The following is a 19,823-nucleotide window of genomic DNA, read 5'->3' on the forward strand; positions in this document are numbered from 1 at the left end:
TTTCTTTTTTTATTTCTTGATAATCAAATAGTCACCATAACTCTTATAGGCGTTCACGGCGGAACGGAAGCCTTTCCAGTCAGCCGCGTCGTAGACACGCTTCTTCAACGCTAGCTTCTGGCGCAAGACGATGTTCCGGTCGCCTTCCTGTGAAAGGGAACCTTCGAAATCGGCCGCATTGCTTCGCAGGGCGTCATTCTTCGGGGCGTTCAGGAGGGTATAGCCTTTGGGGAGACGGATGGTCTCATCTTGTTCTACCAAACGGGAGCAAGCGTCCTTGAATCCATACGCACGGTTTTCCGGTTTCGTATCGATACGCAAGAAACTCTTCACTTGATTGTAGAGGTTATTCATGACTAGCGGCTTGATAAGCATCTGGTCTCCGGCGATGATCGCATAATCGGGGATCTCATAAGAGAACGTGATCTTGATAGGGGCCGCTTGATAGTTCTTCGGGTCCTTACCGTAATCTACACGAAGCAGTTTGGCGTTGGGGGATACGGCCAGCAATTGCTTCTCCATCGTGTTCTGCCAGTCGGATTGCCATCCGGTGGTGAAGATGCGGCGGATATTGCTGTCGGACTGTCCCTCGGCGGTGATCGTGAATTGTCCGCGGAGCGTGCCTTTCTCGTCTAGGCGGTTGTCAGCGTGGATGCGGACGTAGTGGTTTTCTGGGGCGGAGACAGGGGTCAGGCAGAGGTCGGAGCCTTCGGGCACACCCGGGAGGTAGTTCTGCTGTTGCTCGGCGCTACTCCATAATTCCCGGCAGAAAGGAACCCAAGTCGGGTCGAGAGGCATATACGTGCCGCTAGCCAGTTTTACCACCGCCACGCAATGGTTGAAATGGTCGGCGGGGATGCTTTCTACACGGCTTCCCGCCATGGTCATCGCCGGGTAAGCCTCGAATCCGGCCATGCGGAGGAAGGCGATCAACGTACCGGCGATATCCTTGCAGACACCGCAACGATCGGTATAATTCATCTTTAGGTTGTGAAGCGTGAAACCCTCGCCTTTACCCATCGAGATCCCGGAGTAACGGATGTTATCGGCCACCCAGTGGGTCAGCACGGCTATCTTCTCCATTTCCGTCTTCTTGCCTTTGATCAGCTCGTCTACCTTCCTTTGGGCTTCCGGGATCGCGGTAAAGCTTCCGTAATCCTCGTTAACCTTATTGAACCATACGGATTTATCTTCCCAGCGGGGCGTGCTGGACATCATGAGCTTCGGGGCTGCGTCGAATAGGTCTACCATATTCGGTTCCTTGGCGAAAGGAAGGATATCGTCGGAGGCGAAGGTATATACTTTCCGTCCATCCTCATATCGCATGGAAGAGGTACATTCGCCTTGGTAGAACTGGAATTGCAACTCTTTCTCCATCGGCATGGATATCCGGTATACCTTACGCACGGTAGGCTCGGTAGCCCAGAAGGGGACGATATCGTAAAACTGTCCCCGCATAGGAGGGATGAAACGCTCGTCGTCGCCCGCCGTCAGCAAGGCGTAGGTGAAACCTTTCTTGGCGATCTCGTACTCCACGACATCTCCCGGTTGCAGGCGGCCCACTTCCAGCATGATCTGCCGGGCGCCCCAGTAGATGGCACGTGCGGGGGCGGCATAGTCGCAAGCCCCAGTCACGTCGAGATTGATCACGTCGCCATTCGCACGGTAGATCGTGGCGTAACGAAACTCGGCATGCGCCGTCAGCGGGTCGTAATCGTATTTGATGATACGGTTGGCGACGGCTCCCTTGGGAGTCTGTACCTTAAAAGCCTTGCATACGGCGAAAGCCCCCGAGCCGGTAGGTTGTACCGTGACGGCGGTGCTGTCCAGCAAGGTGACGCAGTCGTATCCCGCGTAGGCTTCCTGCCCGTACATAGGCGATAAGGCCAATAGGGAGACCGCGGTGATTGTTAGAATCCTTTTCATGTTTATAGTGTTTTTGTGATGATATTTCTCGCTAGCTCCCGGCAGGCGGCACGATCGATCTTGCCGCTTCCGGTTTTGGGGATGGCCTCTACCTTCAAGACGAATCTCGGGCGTTGGTATTTGGGGAGGCATCCCATCAGCTCTCTTGACAGCAGGCTGTCAGTTCTCTTGACAGCAGGCTTCCGATTGCCTTGACAGCAGGCTTCCGGTTGCGTTGGCAGCAGGCTTCCGGTTGCGTTGGTAACTTCGGTGAGCAACGTTACTGCCTCGCCCAACTTCTCGTCCGGTACGGAGGTGATGGCGAAATCGCCCATTATGTAGGGCCGTAGCCGCTCTTCCACCTCCTCGATCTGTATCTTGATACCTCCGCTATTGATGATATTATCTTTCCTTCCGATAATGGCGAAACTCCCGTCCGGCAGCAGGCGGGCGACATCGTTCGTCACCAGCCGCTCGTCGCAAACCAATGGGGCGTCTATCACCAAGGTATTGTCCGGCGACAAGGATAACGTCACCGAGGAGAAGGGATGGTAATAGGGCGAGGCTTCCGGCCCGTTCAGCCGGCGCAGGGCGACGTGAGACAGCGTCTCCGTCATTCCGTAGGTGGAATAAACCGTGTTTGGCATCTGCCGTATCTCCTGTTCCAAGGCCGCGTCGATCGCCCCGCCGCCGATAATCAGGATATCCGTTTGCTCCAGCCGTTTACGTTCCTCGGGTACTCGCAACGTATTGTAAACCTGCAAGGGGATCATGGCGGCAAAGCGCAGGGGCGTATCCCCCCAATCCGCCAACGGGTGTCCGGAGGGCTCACGCACCTCCAGATCCAGTCCGGCGTATAGGGAGCGGACCACCATCATCTTTCCGGCTATATAGCGCAGGGGCATACATAACAGGGCCTTGTCGCCCTTCTTAAGACCCAGATAATCGCAGGTAAGCCGGGCGCTGTTCAGCATCCGGTCCTTGCGCACTCTCATCCGCTTGGGCGTACCGGTGGAGCCGGAGGTCTGGACTTCCAGAAAAGGGGAGGGATCGTGCCATTCAGCTAAGAATGCTTGTAAATCATCTTGTATCGGCATAGGTCAAAGGTCGTTGGAGAACCAGATGGTGTCTCCTTTTCGTTGGATTAACCGATGTTTATCATCCTTGAAAATCTCGCCGGTTCCCAGACCTTGCGGTAGCGGGTTACCTAACGTGGCGCACCATTGGGCGATAGCGTTCAGTCCGATTTGCGATTCCAGAGCGGAGGTGACCCACCATTTGGGTCGCTCGGGGGTACTCCCTAAGATAGTTTCCGCTAAGTGAACCCATTCCGTACATCCGGCGATGCCTCCGTGGAGGGAAGGCTTTAATATAATGTATTGGGGATGGATCGTTTCCAACAACCGCCGTTTCTCGTCCGGGGCGTTACAGCCGATCAGTTCCTCGTCGAGAGCGATGGGAAGGGGTGACTCTGCCGCAAGGTGTGCCATTTCTTCCAACTGCCCGGCACGGATAGGCTGCTCGATGGAATGCAAGTCCATCTCGGCGAGCCGCTTCAGTTTGTCCATCGCCTCCGAGGGTGTGAAAGCGCCGTTGGCGTCTACCCGAAGCTCTATTTCCTTGGCAGAGAAATGCGCACGGATGTGTTTCAATAAAGAGAGTTCCCGGTCGAAATCGATAGCGCCGATCTTCAGCTTGACGCAGCGGAAGCCCTCCTTCATCTTTTCCTCTACCTGTTCCAGCATGTACTTATAATCGCCCATCCAGATCAGTCCGTTAATGGGGATGCCCGCTTGCCCCCGCGAGAAGGGCGTGTCGTAATGCCGCCAACCACCCTGTTCATAATGACGCATGGCCATTTCCAATCCGAAAAGGATGGATGGGTAATGGCGCAAAGATTCGGTGTCAACATATCCCTTCTGTTCCAGATCGAGGCAAGCCTTGGATAACGTGATCTCGTAATCCACTCCATAATCGCAACTGAGATCCGGCAGGGGGGCACATTCTCCGATACCAATAACCGAGGGTTCGTCTTCCTTGCGGATTCGGACCTCCCACAATTTCCGGGTCGTGTAAACACCCCGTGAGGTTCCTGCCGGTCGCTTGAAAGTCAAGCACCGGGGAACCACCTCTGTTTTATAAAACCTCTCCTTCACCATTCATTCTCAATTTTCAATTCTCAATTCTCAATTCCCTTTACGGGAACTTCGGGTAATCCTCGAAGCGTGGACGGCGTTTCTCCAAGAATGCCTTGCCGCCTTCCTGCGCCTCGTCCGTCATATAGTAAAGCATGGTAGCGTCTCCGGCCAACTCTTGTATACCGGCCTGTCCGTCCAACTCGGCGTTCAAGCCCGCCTTGATCATGCGCAAGGCCAACGGGCTAAGCAACATCATCTCCTCGGCCCATTGAACGTACTCGTCCTCTAATTTATCCAAGGGGACTACCTTATTTACCAGACCCATATCCAAAGCCTCCTGTGCATTGTACTTGCGGCATAGGAACCAGATCTCACGGGCCTTTTTCTGTCCGACCACACGGGCGAGGTAAGAAGAGCCGAACCCGGCGTCGAAGCTACCCACACGAGGGCCTGTCTGTCCGAAGATAGCGTTCTCGGAAGCGATCGTAAGGTCGCAAACCACGTGCAATACGTGTCCGCCGCCGATAGCGAAACCGTTCACGGCCGCGATGACGGGTTTCGGGAGAGAGCGGATCTGCTTTTGTACGTCCAATACGTTCAAGCGAGGTACGCCGTCTTTACCCACGTAGCCGCCACGTCCTTTCACGTTCATATCGCCTCCCGCGCAAAACGCCGTATCTCCGGCTCCTGTCAGAACGACTACGTTAATGTCCGGACGTTCCCGGCAGATGTAAAAGGCGTCGCTCATCTCCGTGGTCGTAGTCGGGGTAAAAGCGTTGCGATACCGTTCCCGGTTTATCGTAATGCGGGCGATGCCGTTGTAGAAATCAAATAAGATCTCCTCGTATTCCTTGATGGTTGTCCATTCTCTTTTCGTTTCCATATATTATATGTTTTGTGCTTGGGATGAATTTTTTAGTTGATGATAATATTCCTTGAGCAATCGTACGTCTTCCGCTTTGTCCGTGAAAACCTCCATGAATAGGGGATGTTCGCTCGGTTGCTCCGTTTGGGTAAAGGCGCTCATCGCAGCTGCCAACTCCTCGGCGTTATGAACGGCGGAGTAGGAGAATCCCCTTTCCGTGGCCCATCCCTCTGCTGAGGTCTGGTGGGAGGCGGTGACGTAACGGTGCGTACGCTCGTTCATCTTGAATCCTGGCAAGGCTTGGAAGATCTCACCACCTCCGTTGTTCAAGAGCAGGATACGAAGGTTATTGTGCAAGTTTCCGTTCCACAACGCATTCATATCATAGAAGAAACTAAGATCGCCTATAACGATAAAGTTTAGTTTTTGCGAGGCCGAGGCGTATCCGATAGCCGTAGACAAGGAGCCTTCGATCCCGCTCGTACCTCGGTTACAACAAACCTCAACCGTCTCGGGTACGGTGTACAATTGTGCGTAACGTACGGTGGAGCTATTCCCCAGATGCAAGGCCGATTCAGCCGGAAGCGAACGTATCAAACCACCGATCGCCGCCATTTCGGAGTAAGCGAACTCCGGCTCCGGCAGATTCCGGGATTTATATTCCCAAGCCTTCGGATATTCAATCTGCCTATTCTCCAGCATATAAGCGATTTTCTCCAGAAACTCGAAAGCGTCCATCTCGATCACCGTGGTCAGGCTACCGAATAAATCCGCTACCTCCCCATCCAATGAGACATGCCAATGCTCCTTAGGCGGGTGTTTCCGCAAAAACTCTTTCAGCCGCTTGGAGACAATATGGCCGCCGTAGGTGATCACGAGCTCGGGAACCAGCTTCTCTTTTTCCTCCTCTGGGGTAGCGTACAGGATGGCGTCGAAATTCTTGATCGGCAATCCCGGTACGATACGGTTGCCGATGTGCTCGGAGAGCCAAGTGAAATGCTTGTATAGTAACTTGCATATTTTCTTCTCGAAGAGATAGATCAAGCTCATTTGTCCCGCTATCATCATTCGCTTGCTATATTTGTTCAAACGCTCGATCAGATCGTCATATTTCCGGTCGTACACGTTTAGGCCTTGATAACGGGTGATTACCCGTACCTTCGGCAATTCGGGTGTCGTGAACTGAAATAAAGGCTCGGAGATCGGGACGTTGATATGAACCGGCCCTTTGCCGTGATGGTTCAGTTCCAACAAAGCCTCGTTGATCAATCGATTACAATACCATTCATCTTGATCCGTATGTATTTCCGGTAGCTGTACCGATTTCTTCACCAGCGAGCCGAACACCCCGGGTTGCGGCAAGGTCTGTCCGTCCATTTGCCCGATCCATGCGGCGGGGCGGTCGGCGGATATCACGACAAGCGGAACTTTCTGATAGAAAGCCTCCGCTACCGCCGGATGTATATTCAGCAAGGCCGTGCCCGAGGTACAGCAAACAGCCGCCGGCTTACCTCCGTGCAACGCTAGCCCTACGGCAAAGAATCCCGCGCTTCGCTCATCCGTCACGGAATGGCAATTGAAGAACGAATGGTTTGCCAATGTGTGCACAATCGGAGAGTTCCGGCTCCCCGGACATAGCACGATATTACTTACGCCGTGCTCTATCAGCAAGGCTACCAATTGAAGGATGTTCTTTTTATCGCTATACATTATATGATATAAAATTATAAATTACCCACTATTCTCCGCATCGTATCTAATTTATCCTCTGTCTCCTGCCACTCATCCTCTAGCTGCGAGGCCGCCAACAGACCGCCTCCGGCATACAGCGTAAAGGTTTGGGGGAGGATATTCATGCAACGGAGGTTTACGTACAGATCTGTTTTGCCTTTGGGATCCAGCCAACCGATGAAACCGGAGTAATAGCTACGATCGTACCCCTCATTCTCGATGATGAAATGATAAGCCTCCTCCTTGGGAAGACCGCAAACGGCTGGAGTAGGGTGTAATAGTTGAAGGACATCACCCAGCTTCTCGGGATTCGGCAAGGAGAAGAAGAAATCGCTTTTCAAATGGGAAACCTCTCCGGCCCGGGCTGAATAAGGCCCCTTCTCCTCGGGAGTAATACCCAAGGTGGACAGCTGGCGGCGTATATAGGAGGCGACTAATTGCTGTTCTCTCCAATTCTTATGGTCCCAGCTTTTCGGTAATTTCCCGTCTCGTAAGGATTGGGTTCCGGCCAAAGCTACCGTTTGCCAGTCGCCTTTCTCGCCGGATAACAAGATTTCCGGTGTCCCACCCATCCAAGTTCCGGTTTCCGGGGTATGGCAAAGGTAGACATAGGAGCGGATATATCGTTCTACTGCGGCGAAGAATGCCTTGCCGGGTGAGAAAGAGGGATCTTTCCGGATCGTTTTGCTACGGGATAGGACTAGTTTATCTTGGCTTCCTTTTAGCAAAGGGCTGGTAAACAGGGAGAAATGGTAAGCGTATCGTTCCTTCTCCTCGGATTCGGATGGGATTTCGATTTCATTCGAAGGGAATTCGTTTTTCTCTCGAGAGAAATCCCAATCGGATTCGGAGGGGATTTCAAAGCAATCCGGTTGGATTAAAACGATAGGTCGTTCCGCTGTCACCTGAAACGGAGCGATTACAAAACCGCTCCGTTCATTTAAGTCTTTTATGTCGTATAATAGGCAAGGAGAGCCGGCGCTTTGCATCCTGAAATGGAGCCTATCCTCACCGGGAATACGCCAAATAGCGAAACTCCGGCCTTGCTTGATCAACGTGTCTATTATTTCGTAAGAATCTCTTGGAATCATTTCTTCTTTAGTATGCTATTGATTACCCGTACCGAGGAAACCAGTTTGTCGGTAGAGGTGAATATGTCTACGTTCCACACATGGGATGAACGGCCTTTGTGGATAATCGTCCCGACGGCACGTACCGTGTCTCCCTCGTGGGCGGACGACATATGGCTGCCGCTAACTTGCATGCCGACTACCATCTCGTCCGGTTTCGCCAGAATCATGGAACCTAGTCCGGCCACGGTCTCCGCCAAAGCCAGCGTAGCGCCTCCGTGCAAGATACCGAAAGGCTGGCGGGTCCGTTCGTCTACAGGCATGGTCGCTTCCACACGATCCTCCGACGCATAGGTATATTGAATGCCTAGATTACCCATTAAGGCATGTTTGGCCCGTGCGTTTAGTTGATCTAACGGAACCTCCGTGGGTTTGATCGTGGCAAGGATCGCTTTCTCGATCGCTACCGCCACACCATCCATATTATTAGATAAGGTCGTGAAATCGGCGCAAGCCTTTACGGAGTCGCGTGCGTTACCCATCGCCACGCCGGTACCGGCTAATTGAAGCATGGATACGTCGGCTACGCCATCACCAATAGCGACAACCTCTTCGGTCGTGATATTCAGCATCTCCATCAATACCGCCAACGTATTTCCCTTATTGATGAAATGAGGAGCTACCTCCAAGAAATAGTCCTCGGAGCGGAAAGCTTCCAATACCCCGTCCAGACGTTTCTTCCAATGATTTTCGAGACCCACTAGATTGTTCTCGTCATCGCTGGTAAGAATACACTTACAGGGTGCGAAATCCACCGCTTCCGGGAAATTCTCCACACCGATGATGCGCATCTTATTGAGTTCGGCCTCCTCTTGGACATGCTTGTTTTCCGGGCTATCGGTCAGGATATAGTCCTTGTGATACGTGAAGATAGCAAAACCGTTTTCCTTCGCCTTCCGGTTCAAATAAGGAATCATGGCCGGATCGATTCGTTTCTCGAACATCAATTCTCCGGTCTGGGCATTGATGATCTGACCTCCGTTATAAGATAATATGAAACCACCGTAATGATTCAATTCAAGAGCCTCCGCCAAGGGTTGAACCCCGTTGGTGGGTCGGCCGGATGCCAATACAACATGAACTCCCATCTGCTGAGCCTTTAACAGGGCGGCATGGGTCCGGGGAGTTATCTCTTTCTTGTCGTTAAGCAACGTCCCATCTACGTCTAAGACTAATAATTTGTACTTCATGGCGTCTTATTTTATGGTTTAGAATACAAATGTACATAAAATAGTTGATAGTTAGAAGACATTTCCATGAAAGGAATTTACGTATATCGGCGCAAGCTCACGCCTATATCGGTGTAGCCTTGCGGCGATATACGTACAGGCTTATGCCGATATAGGCATTGGCCTGTGTCGATACTGGTGTAAATGTCTCTGAAAAAACACGTACGTGTTCTCGCGAAAACATGTACGTGTTTCTCGGAAAATACGTACGTGTTTTTTCAAAGCAATTCTTGGATGAAACGAGCCACTCCATCCTCATCGTTCGTGTATTGGGTGATGCGGTCGGCATTGGCCTTGACAGGGGGCTGGGCGTTGGCCATAGCGACTCCCAATCCGGCGAAACGGATCATGGATACGTCGTTGAAACCGTCGCCGATAGCGATCACTTCCTCCTGTTTTATCCGGGTTCGCTCTAGTAAGCGGGATAACGAGGCTGCCTTATCGATGCCTTTGGGGACAAGCTCCAGATAGAATGCCTCGGAACGATATACGTTGATACGTTTCCCTAATTCTTGGCGGAGCTTCTCTTCCAACGATACCAACATCTCCGGTTCGCCTACCACCAAGCATTTATCGGCTGGCTGATGCAAATCCCGCAGAAAATCGTCGGTAGCCTTGATCTTCATTTTGGTTAAGAAAGATTCGTATTGTACGTATTTATTTTCCGGATGCTCGCTTAAGATATATTTACCGTTGTAGGAAAGGATAGCCAGTCCCGCTTCTTTGGAGCGGTTGTATAAAACAGGTACGATATCGGGTGGCAAAGCCTGTTCGAAAAGTACTTTGTCTGTCATCAAGTCGATCACCTTACCGCCGTTGAAGGAAAGGATAAAACCACCATATTGCTTCATGTTCAGTTCCTCGGCTAAAGGCACGATACCGTAGGTGGGCCGGCCGGAGGCTAAGACTAGATGCAATCCTTTTTCCTGCGCTTGCAGAAGGGTTTCCCTCGTAAACGGGGTGATCTCTTTTTTACTGTTTGTCAGTGTACCGTCTAAATCCAGTACCAATAATTTATAGTTCATGCTCTTGTTTCGTGTTGATCGTGATTATTTTACCTCTTTGGGAGATATAATTATAGAGTTCGTTATAAAATGCGTGTCGGGTAAGGGTGGAAGCGTCTCCCAAGATCATCAGTTTCATACGGGCACGGGTGATCGCTACGTTCATGCGCCGTAAGTCGTTCAAGAAACCGATCTTTCCATCCTCGTTGGCCCTCACCAAACTGATCAAGATGACATCGCGCTCTTGCCCTTGGAAACCGTCTACGGTATGTACGGTAATCAGTCTGCGTAAAGGCTTGAAGAAAGCGTCCTGTTTGATTAATTTACGGATGTATTGTACCTGCGCCTTATAAGGGGAGATCAATCCGAAGTCGATATGCTCCTCCAGCACTCTCTCCTTGGATATTTTCTGTATATAGGAGCGTAATTGTTCCACGAGCAATTCCGCCTCTTGCCTGTTGACACGGCTCATGGTCTCTTCTCTCGTATTTTCCGTGAAATCGCACTCGGACGTATCGAACCATACGATGGGAGTGTCCAGTCGCAAGATTCCTCGCCCACTTACCTCGGGAGCGGATTCGAGTTCGTTATGATAGAACCATTGGGAGGAGAAGCGCATGATATCCTCGTGCATACGATATTGGATCTTCAGGAGAGAGACCGTTTCCGGTTTCGTGTGGGCTATCTTTTGCATCAAGGTACGTCCTAAGCCTTCTCGTTCCGCTTCTATACATTTAATAGTAGGGGGCAATTGGTGATGATCGCCCGCTAGTATGACCCGGTCTGCCTTGCCGATCGCTATCCAGCAAGCGGCTTCCAAGGCTTGGGCGGCCTCATCGATAAACAAGGTCGTGAAGTGCCGGTTCATCATGACCCGGTTTGCGGAGCCAACCAAGGTGCAAGCGACAACACGAGCCTCGTCGAACAGCTCTGTATCGATCTTGACTTCCAGTTCGGTCGCCCGGAATTTCAAACGGGAGAGGCGGTTTCGGATCGTATCCCGTTCCTCCCGGCTTTTCTTTCGCATATTGGATTGTATATCCCGTACCGCTTTCCGGATGCTCCATAACTCGGGATAATCCGGATGCGACTCGAAACGGCGTTCATATGTGAAAGAGAGCATCTTGTCATTGATACGAGTGGGGTTCCCGATGCGCAGGACGTTAATGCCTCTATCTACCAGTTTCTCCGAGATGCAGTCTACGGCGGTATTGCTTTGAGCGCAAACGATCACTTGATTCTCCCGGTGAAGGGTCTCGTAAATGGCTTCCACCAAGGTGGTTGTTTTCCCGGTTCCGGGAGGGCCGTGTACGATAGATACTTGTTTCGCTCCCAATACCTTGTTTACGGCTTCTTCCTGCGAGCGGTTCAACCAAGGGAAGCGGATCGGGAATAATTCCCGCTGTCCGGGTTTTTCCTGCCCCAGCAATACATCCCTAAGATGGGAGAGTTGGTTGTTTTTTGCCCGCATCACGTCCGAGAGAGCGGAAAACATCGTTTTATAGCTGGTCTCGTCGAAGTAGAGTTGCACGCCGAGATCATTGCTTTTTTCTTGTATATCCATCAAGGCGGAAGGAGTGGGGAGAACTACCACCATCCGGTCCTCTTGCACGTAGCTGATCGTGGCGGAGAAATCCAGATACTTAAATTTACCACTGATATCTGCCGTAAAGAAGCAAACCGGGCGCCCGTACTCAAAATTATGCTCGATCTCCCGGTCTTCTGTCCTTTCGATCTCGATCACCAATTGGTTTAAGGAGTTATAATAACTGCGTCCCGGAGTGACCGGATACCAACAGAGGCCCTGCGCCACTCGTTTTCGCAAACCCGTACGCTCGGATTGCTGTCGGTATGTTTCCTTCTCATATTCATATTCTTTCTGCAGGAGATCATATTGATGTTGCAAATCTACAAGCGGCGATGAAATTCCCATTCCTTTTTCAATTCTATTAATCGGATAAATACAGCCCGGGCGTTCTAGGTCCCGAAGTAGGCGACAAAAGTACTAAAATTATCGTTCCGTACCCAAGTTGCGGTAAGTAAAGAAAAAGAATACCGCTAACGTTGGTAGTGTCTATAAAATTCCTAATTTTGTACGAAAACTAATATCATAAAAAAATGAATGAGAACGATGCTTTTTATAACGCATTAATAGATGTAGCTGCTTGGGATAAAGAGAATACCTTAGATCGTTTTATGAATAGTGATAGCCTCTTCAAAAAGTTTCTATATAAATTTATTACTACAGACGGTTCGTATGTGAAATTACGGAGCTCTTTAGTAGAGCGGGATTTGGAGAATGCCAAGCTATATTCGCATACCTTGAAAGGGATAGCCGCTAATTTAGGTCTGGTAAATCTATTCGATGTATCGAATAATATACTATCGCTGTTGAGAGAAGGGAATCTGGAAGAAGCGTTGCGTTATGAAGATGCATTGGGAAAACAATACGATGCCTTGCGAGATATCGTTGTTGAGTTTTGTTCTTAATCTATTGTATATTAACTATCTAATTCTAAATAAAGACTATCAGTATGGATACTATCATAAAAACTCAAATTATAGATTTGATTCACAGGGAGGTAATCCCTGCTATCGGATGTACGGAACCTATTGCCGTGGCTTTGGCGGCCGCAAAAGCGGCGGAAGTGCTGGGGCGTAAGCCAGAGAAGATAGAGGTTTATCTGAGCGCCAATATCCTGAAGAATGCCATGGGAGTAGGAATCCCGGGGACTGGCATGGTGGGGTTGCCTATCGCTATCGCCTTGGGATCGATCATCGGTAAGTCCGCTTATGGGCTAGAGGTGCTGAAAGACTTGACTCCGGAGGGATTGAAAGAAGGTAAGGAAATGGTCTGCAAGAAATGTATCGGTATAGACCTGAAAGAGAATGTAGATAAACTTTATATCGAAATTATAAGTTCTGCAGGGAACGATCGTTCAAGGGTGATCATTTGCCATGAGCATACCCATATAATATATGTAGAGAAAAACGGGGAGGTATTGACTGATTTACGTACGGCAAACGCTTCTGGCGAGGAAGTATGTGAGAATAAGGATTTACGTCTTTCCTTCTCTATGGTCTATGAGTTTGCCATGGAAATGCCATTGGATGAGATTCGTTTTATTTTAGAAACGGCCGAGTTGAATAAGAAAGCCGCCCAAGCTTCCATGAAAGGCAATTACGGACATACCGTAAGCAAGACGGTCTCGGGTGCTTTCGGCCGTAAGTTCATGGGAGATTCCGCTTATACGCATATGTTGATCATGACTTCCGCCGCTTGCGACGCTCGCATGGACGGCGCTATGATCCCGGTGATGAGTAATTCGGGAAGCGGTAATCAAGGAATCGCCGCTACGCTTCCGGTTCTTTCTTTCGCCGAGGATATCCAATGCTCGGAAGAGCAACTGATCCGTGCGTTGATGTTAAGCCATTTGATGGTGATCTATATCAAGCAAAGTCTGGGACGCTTGTCCGCCCTTTGCGGTTGTGTGGTTGCCGCTACGGGAGCGAGTTGCGCTATCACCTATTTGATGGGAGGAAATAAGGCGCGGATTTCTTATGCGATCAAGAATATGATCGGTAATATTACCGGAATGATCTGTGACGGTGCCAAGCCGAGTTGTGCGATGAAAGTATCTAGTGGCGTATCTACGGCGATGCTTTCCGCTTTGATGGCCATGGAGGATAAGGTGGTGACTTCCGTGGAAGGTATCATCGATGAGGATGTGGATAAATCGATCGCGAACTTGACCGCTATCGGTTCTAAAGGAATGGAGGCGACGGATCGTCTGGTGCTGGACATCATGACCGGTAAATCTTGTTAATGGGATTCTATGGAGGAGGCACCAAAGGCGAGGAAAAAAGAGATTATGCGAGTGACACTTTTAGGGTCATTCGCTAATTTTGTTTTATTGGTATTCAAGTTCGTGGCGGGTATCTGGGGGCATAGTAGCGCTATGATCGCCGATGCGGTACATTCGTTATCTGATTTCGTAACGGATATAATCGTACTTCTTTTTGTCAATATATCTTCCAAGCCGAAGGACGAGAGCCATGATTACGGGCATGGTAAATACGAGACTTTGGCGACTTCAATTGTCGGTATCGTCTTGCTTTGTGTAGGTTTTGGTCTTTTCTGGGAGGGAGCGAACAAGATTTATGACTTTTATTTCAAGGGGATTCCGTTGGAAAGTCCGGGAATGATCGCTTTAGTTGCCGCTCTTATCTCCATTGTGATCAAGGAATTACTGTATCATATTACGGTTTGGGTAGGAAGGAAGCAGAATAGTCAAGTCGTTATCGCTAACGCTTGGCATCATCGCTCGGATGCCTTTTCCTCGATCGGTACGGCTTTAGGTATCGGAGGGGCGATTTTGTTGGGGGATAATTGGCGTGTGCTGGACCCGTTGGCGGCTGTGATTGTCAGTTTATTTATCGTAAAAGTAGCCTTACAACTAGTGATCCCGGCGATTAATGACTTATTGGAGAAATCTTTGCCGAAGGAGGTGGAGGATGAGATCTTGGCGATCATTAGTGAGGTTCCCGAGGTAAAGAGCCCGCATAATCTACGTACCCGCCGCATCGGTAATAATTTTGCTATCGAGGCGCATATACGGGTGGACGGACAGATAACCGTGACTCGTGCCCATGACTTGACGAAAGAGATCGAACAGAATCTGCGTGATAAGTTCGGTCAGGCTACGCACATCGCTTTGCACGTGGAACCAATTAAATAAACGAATTGTTATTTGACCATGATGAAGAACTTATATAGGGGAGAAGTGTTCTATTTGATCGCTTCCCCGCTGGATCATGTGGAGGCTTACCGCTATTTTGAGGATGGGGGACTGGCTGTTGTTGATGGAAAGATTGTAGAGGCGGGGCCGTTCGAGGCGATGCGTTCCCGTTACCCGGATTTCCCGGTGACAGACTATTCCGGTAAATTGATTACACCCGGCTTTATTGATTCCCATATCCATTTCTCCCAGTCGGAGATACAGGGAATGTATGGCAAGCAACTTCTGGATTGGCTAGACGAATATACGTTTCCCGCCGAGGAAGCTTTCTCTTCCATGGAATATGCACAAGATATCGCTCGCTTTTTCGTGAAGGAACTGGTGAAGAACGGAACTACGACTTGTGCCGCTTATGCCACGGTTCATCCAGCTTCCGTAACCGCATTATTTTCCGTGGCTACGGAGTATAATATGTGTGTCTTGGCTGGAAAGGTGATGATGAACCGGAACGCTCCGGATTATCTGATGGATACCACGCATCAGGGTGAGTTGGACTGCCGTAGCTTAATCGAGGATTGGGACGGGAAAGGACGGAATCACTATGTGATCACGCCCCGTTTCGCCATAACCAGTACGCCGGATCAATTAAAGTCTGCCGGTCGTTTACATGCCGAATATCCCAGTACCTATATACAGACACATCTTTCGGAGAATCAGGGAGAGATTGAATCTGTCTTATCGCTCTGTCCCGGTCATGCGGATTATCTGGAGGTCTATGAGCGTGCCGGATTGTTGACCGATCGTTCGATATTCGGGCATTGTGTCCATCTAACCGATCGGGAATATAAGCGGTTGGGAGAAACGGGAGGCATTATCGCCCATTGCCCGACCTCGAACCTTTTCCTTGGAAGCGGATTATTCGATATGAGGGAAGCGAACCGTTACGGCGTACGTACTACCTTGGCGACAGATGTCGGTGCGGGTACATCTTTCTCTATGTGGCGTACGATGGGAGAGGCCTATAAGGTACAACAGTTGAACGGTTATCCGATGACAGCTTTGGAGGCTATCTATAAATGTACGCTAGGCTCTGCACGGGCCTTATCGTTGGACGACCGAATCGGAAGTTTCCTCCCTGGCCGTGAAGCGGATTTCATAGTCGTGGATTATGCCGCTACCTCTGTCCAGAAATTGCGTATGGAGTATCTTCGTTCGAGAGATAAATGGACGATTGAGAATAAGCTGTTTGGCCTGCAAACCCTCGGCGATGACCGGAATACGGTATGTACTTATATAATGGGCAAGCAAGTATACGGCTCAGATTCGTGCGATCATCAAGAAGCAAGTATGTAATACGACCGTTACGACGATCCATAGGCGCTCGGCAGTAGTCGGGCGCAATCCCGGGAAATGATATTCTATAGCCCCGTGCTTGCAAGCGGAGAGGCAATCTCCGCAATAGGTACAGGTATAGCCGATCTTTCCCTTCTTGATCTCTTCTTTATGTAGGGCATCGTAACGGCAAGCGTTTGTGCAAGCCATGCAATGGCAACAATCCGTGGTCAGTCGTACCCGGAAAGGAGAGAGGTATTTGAGGAAAGACACTAAAGTCCCGATCGGACAATAACTACTGCAATGCACCATCTTCCGTCTCTTTCTGGAAAACAATAGCATGATAAGTAGGCCGATAACTCCGACCGCTATTCCAAAAGCGGTGGCTATCCTACCGCTCGCTCCGAATATTCGGAGTAGGATGGCCCCCAACATAACCAGAAATAATATGCTGTATCGCATTTGCTTGTGATAGGGGAACCTTTTTCGTTCCAATTTTCCCCGGGCACTCCATGCGTCGAATGCCCCGAAGTAACAAAGCTGGCTACACCAAGCGGGACCGGATAGTAATAAGGTGCTGATAAAAAGTATGGGCATGAATAATCCCTCGAAGCGATAAAGCGGTCCGGCCAAGATTACCGCAGGGATCGGTAAATGCAATTTTCCGGTCATAAGGAAAATAGGATCGGCAAAAATCCCTAGAGCAAGTTGCCCGAAAAAAACGATCGAGAATAACAACCACGCTCGTTTTCTCCATTTGGGACGTTCTTGCCGATCTTGCATCTTATAGCAGAGCCAACCACCGTATAGCATGGCAAGTATCACTTGTATCCATCCTCCATACGGAAATAACCTTTCGCCTATCAACAGTGGATTTTTAGGCATGACTTGAACGATCGAGAGAAGTCCCCCGACTAATAATACGGTACTGATAACAATACGTCTCGTTTTCATGCTCAATTATTTTATGCGTAAAAGTATGCCTTTTACGCGAATAATTATAGCACGGGCATTGTATTTCTGATACTAGTTACACCGATTAAACGATCATACCGTGCTCCCATTGGACAATAGTAGACGTAAATGCTATATTCGTTCTCCGTCTGGAAGAAATTACCCTCGATAGGGCCGGTCTGTCCTACGGTCTGTCCGTTAGGGACAAAGAGGTACTGATAGTTGTAACTGCCTTGTTTCAGTAAGACGGATTTCTCGTATTGATGCGTCTCCGGATTATAGCCCATCTTACTTTTCTCGTCCAATACATTATTATATAATTCACCGTTCAAATACACGTTTCCATCGGGAATTAAGTCCATGGCGAGGGTAAAGTGAACGATGTAATAGTCCGCTTCCGTATCCGGGTCGTTACAATTACTGCAACGGATGAAAAAACGGCCGTCTTGGTCTTGATCGTATTGATACGATAATTGGTCACGCCGATAGTCCGTCATCAACTCTACATGGTAATATGGATTATGGAACGAGATACTTTCTACGTGCATGCCATTGTATTTGTTGCTCAAAAATTCCATACGGCGATATTCGTTTCCTGCGGGAAAGATCAAGTTCTGATTGTTCGTATAAGAGATCTGGTTTTCTAAAATAGTCATAGGCTGAAGACCTGTTACGGCATTATCCCTGCGGTTATTCTGATAAACCCAGATTTTCAAGTCGGTCTGAGGATAGGTGATGGGGAAATTCTTGTTATTGATCGCAAAGCTGACTTGTTGGTGTGACTGATTGGTATCGATATCCGTATTTCCGCTCACCGTAGCGGCGACACTAACCATCGGCTCGAAAATAGAAAAGCATGCGGTAAATACGATCTGGGAGGGATCATCCTCGTTATATACTTGCAAGGCATAATTCCCCGAGACCTTCGGTTGAACGTCATCGTTTGGGAAAAGTAATCGGTAGTTGGTGTATTGCACCGTAGTACCCATCGCATTGGCGAAATCCTCGATCGTGCTCCCTTGGAAACCATTCATATACTCAATCGGGGAAAGATTCGATTGCGTCCAATCGGCGTTGCAATGAACCAGATTATAGGCGTATCGCCCGAAGCCCGGATTAAAAGCATCGAAATTAACTTCGATACGGTTTTCACCGCCCAGTTCAATGAATGGATCGGAGAACATCTCGCCGGCAACCTTCACTTGGAGGGTCTTTATTTGCTTATCGCTAACGTTGGTGAAGTAAGTCACTTGAGCGTTCAACGGTACTAAAACCGTGATAAGCAGCAGAAATAGGATTTTAAAAACTTTCATTTTCTTATTACTTTCTTTAACGACGCAAAATTATGGAATTATTTCTCTATTTATTTGCCTTTCCCTGCTCTAAAGCATGAAAAAATGTTTACTTTTGCAGGAAAATTACATATAAACAATTTTAGTTGTATCATGGCAAATGTGATTAAGATTAAAAAGGGTTTAGACATTAATCTGAAGGGCAAAGCTTCGGATGTACTGTTAAACGGCGGCAAGAGCGAGTCTTACGCGATCGTCCCCGATTATTATAACGGTATTCTCCCCAAAGTTGTTGCGAAAGTAGGAGAAAAAGTCAAAGCCGGTTCTGTACTGATGATTGACAAGAACCGCCCCGAGATCAAGTTTGTTTCGCCGGTCAGTGGCGAGGTAACTGCCGTAAACCGAGGAGAGAAGCGTAAGGTGCTAAGCATCGTTGTGAAGCCGGATGCGCAGATCGAGTATGAGGAGTTCGGTAAGAAGAACGTAGCATCCCTACAGGGAGCAGAGGTGAAAGAGGTACTTCTGAACGCTGGTATGTGGCCGTTTATCAAGCAACGCCCATACGATATCGTTGCCGCTCCATTGGATACTCCGCGTGATATCTTCGTTTCGGCTTTTTACTCCGCTCCGTTGGCTCCAAACTTCGATTTTATCGTAAAAGGTCAGGAGGCTGATTTCCAGACTGGATTAAACGCCCTAGCTAAATTAACGAATGGAAAAGTGTATGTGGGTGTAAGAAGTGGTTCTGTTGTGAGCGGAATGAAAGGTGTGGAGATCGTGGAAGTAGAAGGTCCGCATCCCGCAGCGAACGTTGGCGTGCAGATCAATCATATCAAGCCCGTTAACAAGGGTGAGGTAGTTTGGACGGTTAATCCGGCAGACGTGATCGTTATCGGACGCTTGTTTAACAAGGGTGTCGCCGATTTCAGCCGTATGGTTGCTATTACCGGTTCCGAGACTACCGAGAGAGGCTACGTTAAAACGATTTCAGGTTGTACGATTAAGAGCTTGGTTAACGGTAAAGTGTTAGGACAGGAACATATCCGTATTATTAGCGGTAATGTTTTGACAGGTACCAAGGTGAATATGGATGGTTACCTAGGCGCTTATGATAACCAGATCACCGTGATTCCGGAAGGTGATGAGACGCATGAGTTCTTAGGTTTCGCTATGCCTCGTTTCAACCAGTTCAGCGCTAGCCATAGTTACTTTAGCTGGTTAGGTACTAGCAAGGAATATGTGATCGACGCCCGTATCAAAGGTGGTAAACGTGCCATGATCATGTCTAATGAATACGATAAGGTGTTTCCGATGGATATCTATCCGGAGTATTTGTTGAAAGCGATCATTGCGTTCGATATCGACAAGATGGAGAACTTAGGTATCTATGAGGTGGCTCCCGAGGACTTCGCTCTTTGCGAGTTCGTGGACACTTCCAAGATCGAGTTGCAAAAGATCGTTCGCGACGGATTGAACCTGTTGTATAAGGAAATGAATTAATAAC

The 19,823-nt window shown here is 49.1% G+C and carries 16 protein-coding genes; 5 read left to right on the forward strand and 11 right to left on the reverse strand.

Translation table 11 applies throughout. From position 1 onward, the window contains the following. Positions 1–9 precede the first annotated feature (9 nt). The 9 genes from NBH07_RS02340 to NBH07_RS02380 form a co-directional block, all read right to left on the reverse strand. A complete protein-coding gene (locus NBH07_RS02340; RefSeq protein ID WP_009275969.1) occupies positions 10–1,926 on the reverse strand; it encodes a DUF3857 domain-containing protein in 1,917 nt (638 codons plus the stop codon). Positions 1,927–1,928: 2 nt separating this feature from the next. Beyond that, positions 1,929–3,002 carry an AMP-binding protein gene (locus NBH07_RS02345; RefSeq protein WP_009275968.1) on the reverse strand — a complete coding sequence of 358 codons (1,074 nt, stop codon included), beginning with the start codon at positions 3,000–3,002 and terminating at the stop codon, positions 1,929–1,931. A 3-nt stretch (positions 3,003–3,005) separates the two neighbouring features. After that, positions 3,006–4,064, reverse strand: coding sequence for an o-succinylbenzoate synthase (locus tag NBH07_RS02350; protein WP_009017472.1), 1,059 nt, complete (start codon positions 4,062–4,064; stop codon positions 3,006–3,008). A 37-nt stretch (positions 4,065–4,101) separates the two neighbouring features. Continuing rightward, positions 4,102–4,926: a 1,4-dihydroxy-2-naphthoyl-CoA synthase gene (gene menB, locus NBH07_RS02355; RefSeq protein ID WP_005856861.1), complete on the reverse strand. Its 825-nt coding sequence runs from the start codon at positions 4,924–4,926 to the stop codon at positions 4,102–4,104. Between the two features lie 3 nt (positions 4,927–4,929). Next, positions 4,930–6,618 (reverse strand): 2-succinyl-5-enolpyruvyl-6-hydroxy-3-cyclohexene-1-carboxylic-acid synthase, encoded by a 1,689-nt coding sequence (gene menD / locus NBH07_RS02360; protein ID WP_005856863.1) that lies wholly within the window; start codon positions 6,616–6,618, stop codon positions 4,930–4,932. A gap of 14 nt (positions 6,619–6,632) precedes the next feature. After that, positions 6,633–7,730, reverse strand: coding sequence for an isochorismate synthase (locus NBH07_RS02365; RefSeq protein ID WP_005856865.1), 1,098 nt, complete (start codon positions 7,728–7,730; stop codon positions 6,633–6,635). Beyond that, the gene (locus tag NBH07_RS02370) at positions 7,727–8,959 is read right to left on the reverse strand and encodes a Cof-type HAD-IIB family hydrolase (protein WP_005856867.1); all 1,233 of its coding nucleotides are present in this window, start codon (positions 8,957–8,959) and stop codon (positions 7,727–7,729) included. Before NBH07_RS02370 ends, NBH07_RS02365 begins: the two co-directional genes overlap by 4 nt. Before the next feature lie 257 nt (positions 8,960–9,216). Further along, positions 9,217–10,023, reverse strand: coding sequence for a Cof-type HAD-IIB family hydrolase (locus tag NBH07_RS02375; protein WP_008779905.1), 807 nt, complete (start codon positions 10,021–10,023; stop codon positions 9,217–9,219). Beyond that, positions 10,013–11,935, reverse strand: a complete 1,923-nt coding sequence (locus NBH07_RS02380; RefSeq protein WP_009017470.1) for an AAA domain-containing protein — start codon at positions 11,933–11,935, stop codon at positions 10,013–10,015. Before NBH07_RS02380 ends, NBH07_RS02375 begins: the two co-directional genes overlap by 11 nt. Before the next feature lie 185 nt (positions 11,936–12,120). Between NBH07_RS02380 and NBH07_RS02385 the strand changes: the two genes are divergently transcribed. The 4 genes from NBH07_RS02385 to guaD are packed head-to-tail and all read left to right on the forward strand — an operon-like array spanning position 12,121 to position 16,094. Then, the gene (locus tag NBH07_RS02385) at positions 12,121–12,492 is read left to right on the forward strand and encodes an Hpt domain-containing protein (RefSeq protein WP_005856873.1); all 372 of its coding nucleotides are present in this window, start codon (positions 12,121–12,123) and stop codon (positions 12,490–12,492) included. Between the two features lie 44 nt (positions 12,493–12,536). Further along, positions 12,537–13,829 carry an L-cysteine desulfidase family protein gene (locus tag NBH07_RS02390; RefSeq protein ID WP_008772137.1) on the forward strand — a complete coding sequence of 431 codons (1,293 nt, stop codon included), beginning with the start codon at positions 12,537–12,539 and terminating at the stop codon, positions 13,827–13,829. A 9-nt stretch (positions 13,830–13,838) separates the two neighbouring features. Continuing rightward, on the forward strand, positions 13,839–14,741 hold the full coding sequence (locus NBH07_RS02395) for a cation diffusion facilitator family transporter (protein WP_009017469.1): 903 nt from the start codon (positions 13,839–13,841) through the stop codon (positions 14,739–14,741). 12 nt (positions 14,742–14,753) lie between these two features. Continuing rightward, complete coding sequence (gene guaD / locus NBH07_RS02400) at positions 14,754–16,094, forward strand: guanine deaminase (RefSeq protein ID WP_009017468.1); 1,341 nt, start codon at positions 14,754–14,756, stop codon at positions 16,092–16,094. Here the strand turns inward: guaD and NBH07_RS02405 are convergent. Beyond that, entirely contained in the window at positions 16,059–17,027 is a 969-nt protein-coding gene (locus NBH07_RS02405; RefSeq protein ID WP_009017467.1) for a 4Fe-4S binding protein, read from the reverse strand. The two genes, guaD and NBH07_RS02405, sit on opposite strands and share 36 nt — an antisense overlap. Before the next feature lie 44 nt (positions 17,028–17,071). Beyond that, positions 17,072–18,340, reverse strand: a complete 1,269-nt coding sequence (locus NBH07_RS02410; RefSeq protein WP_005856883.1) for a type IX secretion system plug protein — start codon at positions 18,338–18,340, stop codon at positions 17,072–17,074. 132 nt (positions 18,341–18,472) lie between these two features. Between NBH07_RS02410 and NBH07_RS02415 the strand changes: the two genes are divergently transcribed. Continuing rightward, positions 18,473–19,819, forward strand: coding sequence for a Na(+)-translocating NADH-quinone reductase subunit A (locus NBH07_RS02415; RefSeq protein ID WP_008772142.1), 1,347 nt, complete (start codon positions 18,473–18,475; stop codon positions 19,817–19,819). The last annotated feature ends 4 nt before the right edge of the window (positions 19,820–19,823 follow it).

It is taken from the genome of Parabacteroides sp. B2-S-102, from assembly GCF_023656665.1.
Classification (GTDB): Bacteria; Bacteroidota; Bacteroidia; order Bacteroidales; family Tannerellaceae; genus Parabacteroides; species Parabacteroides distasonis.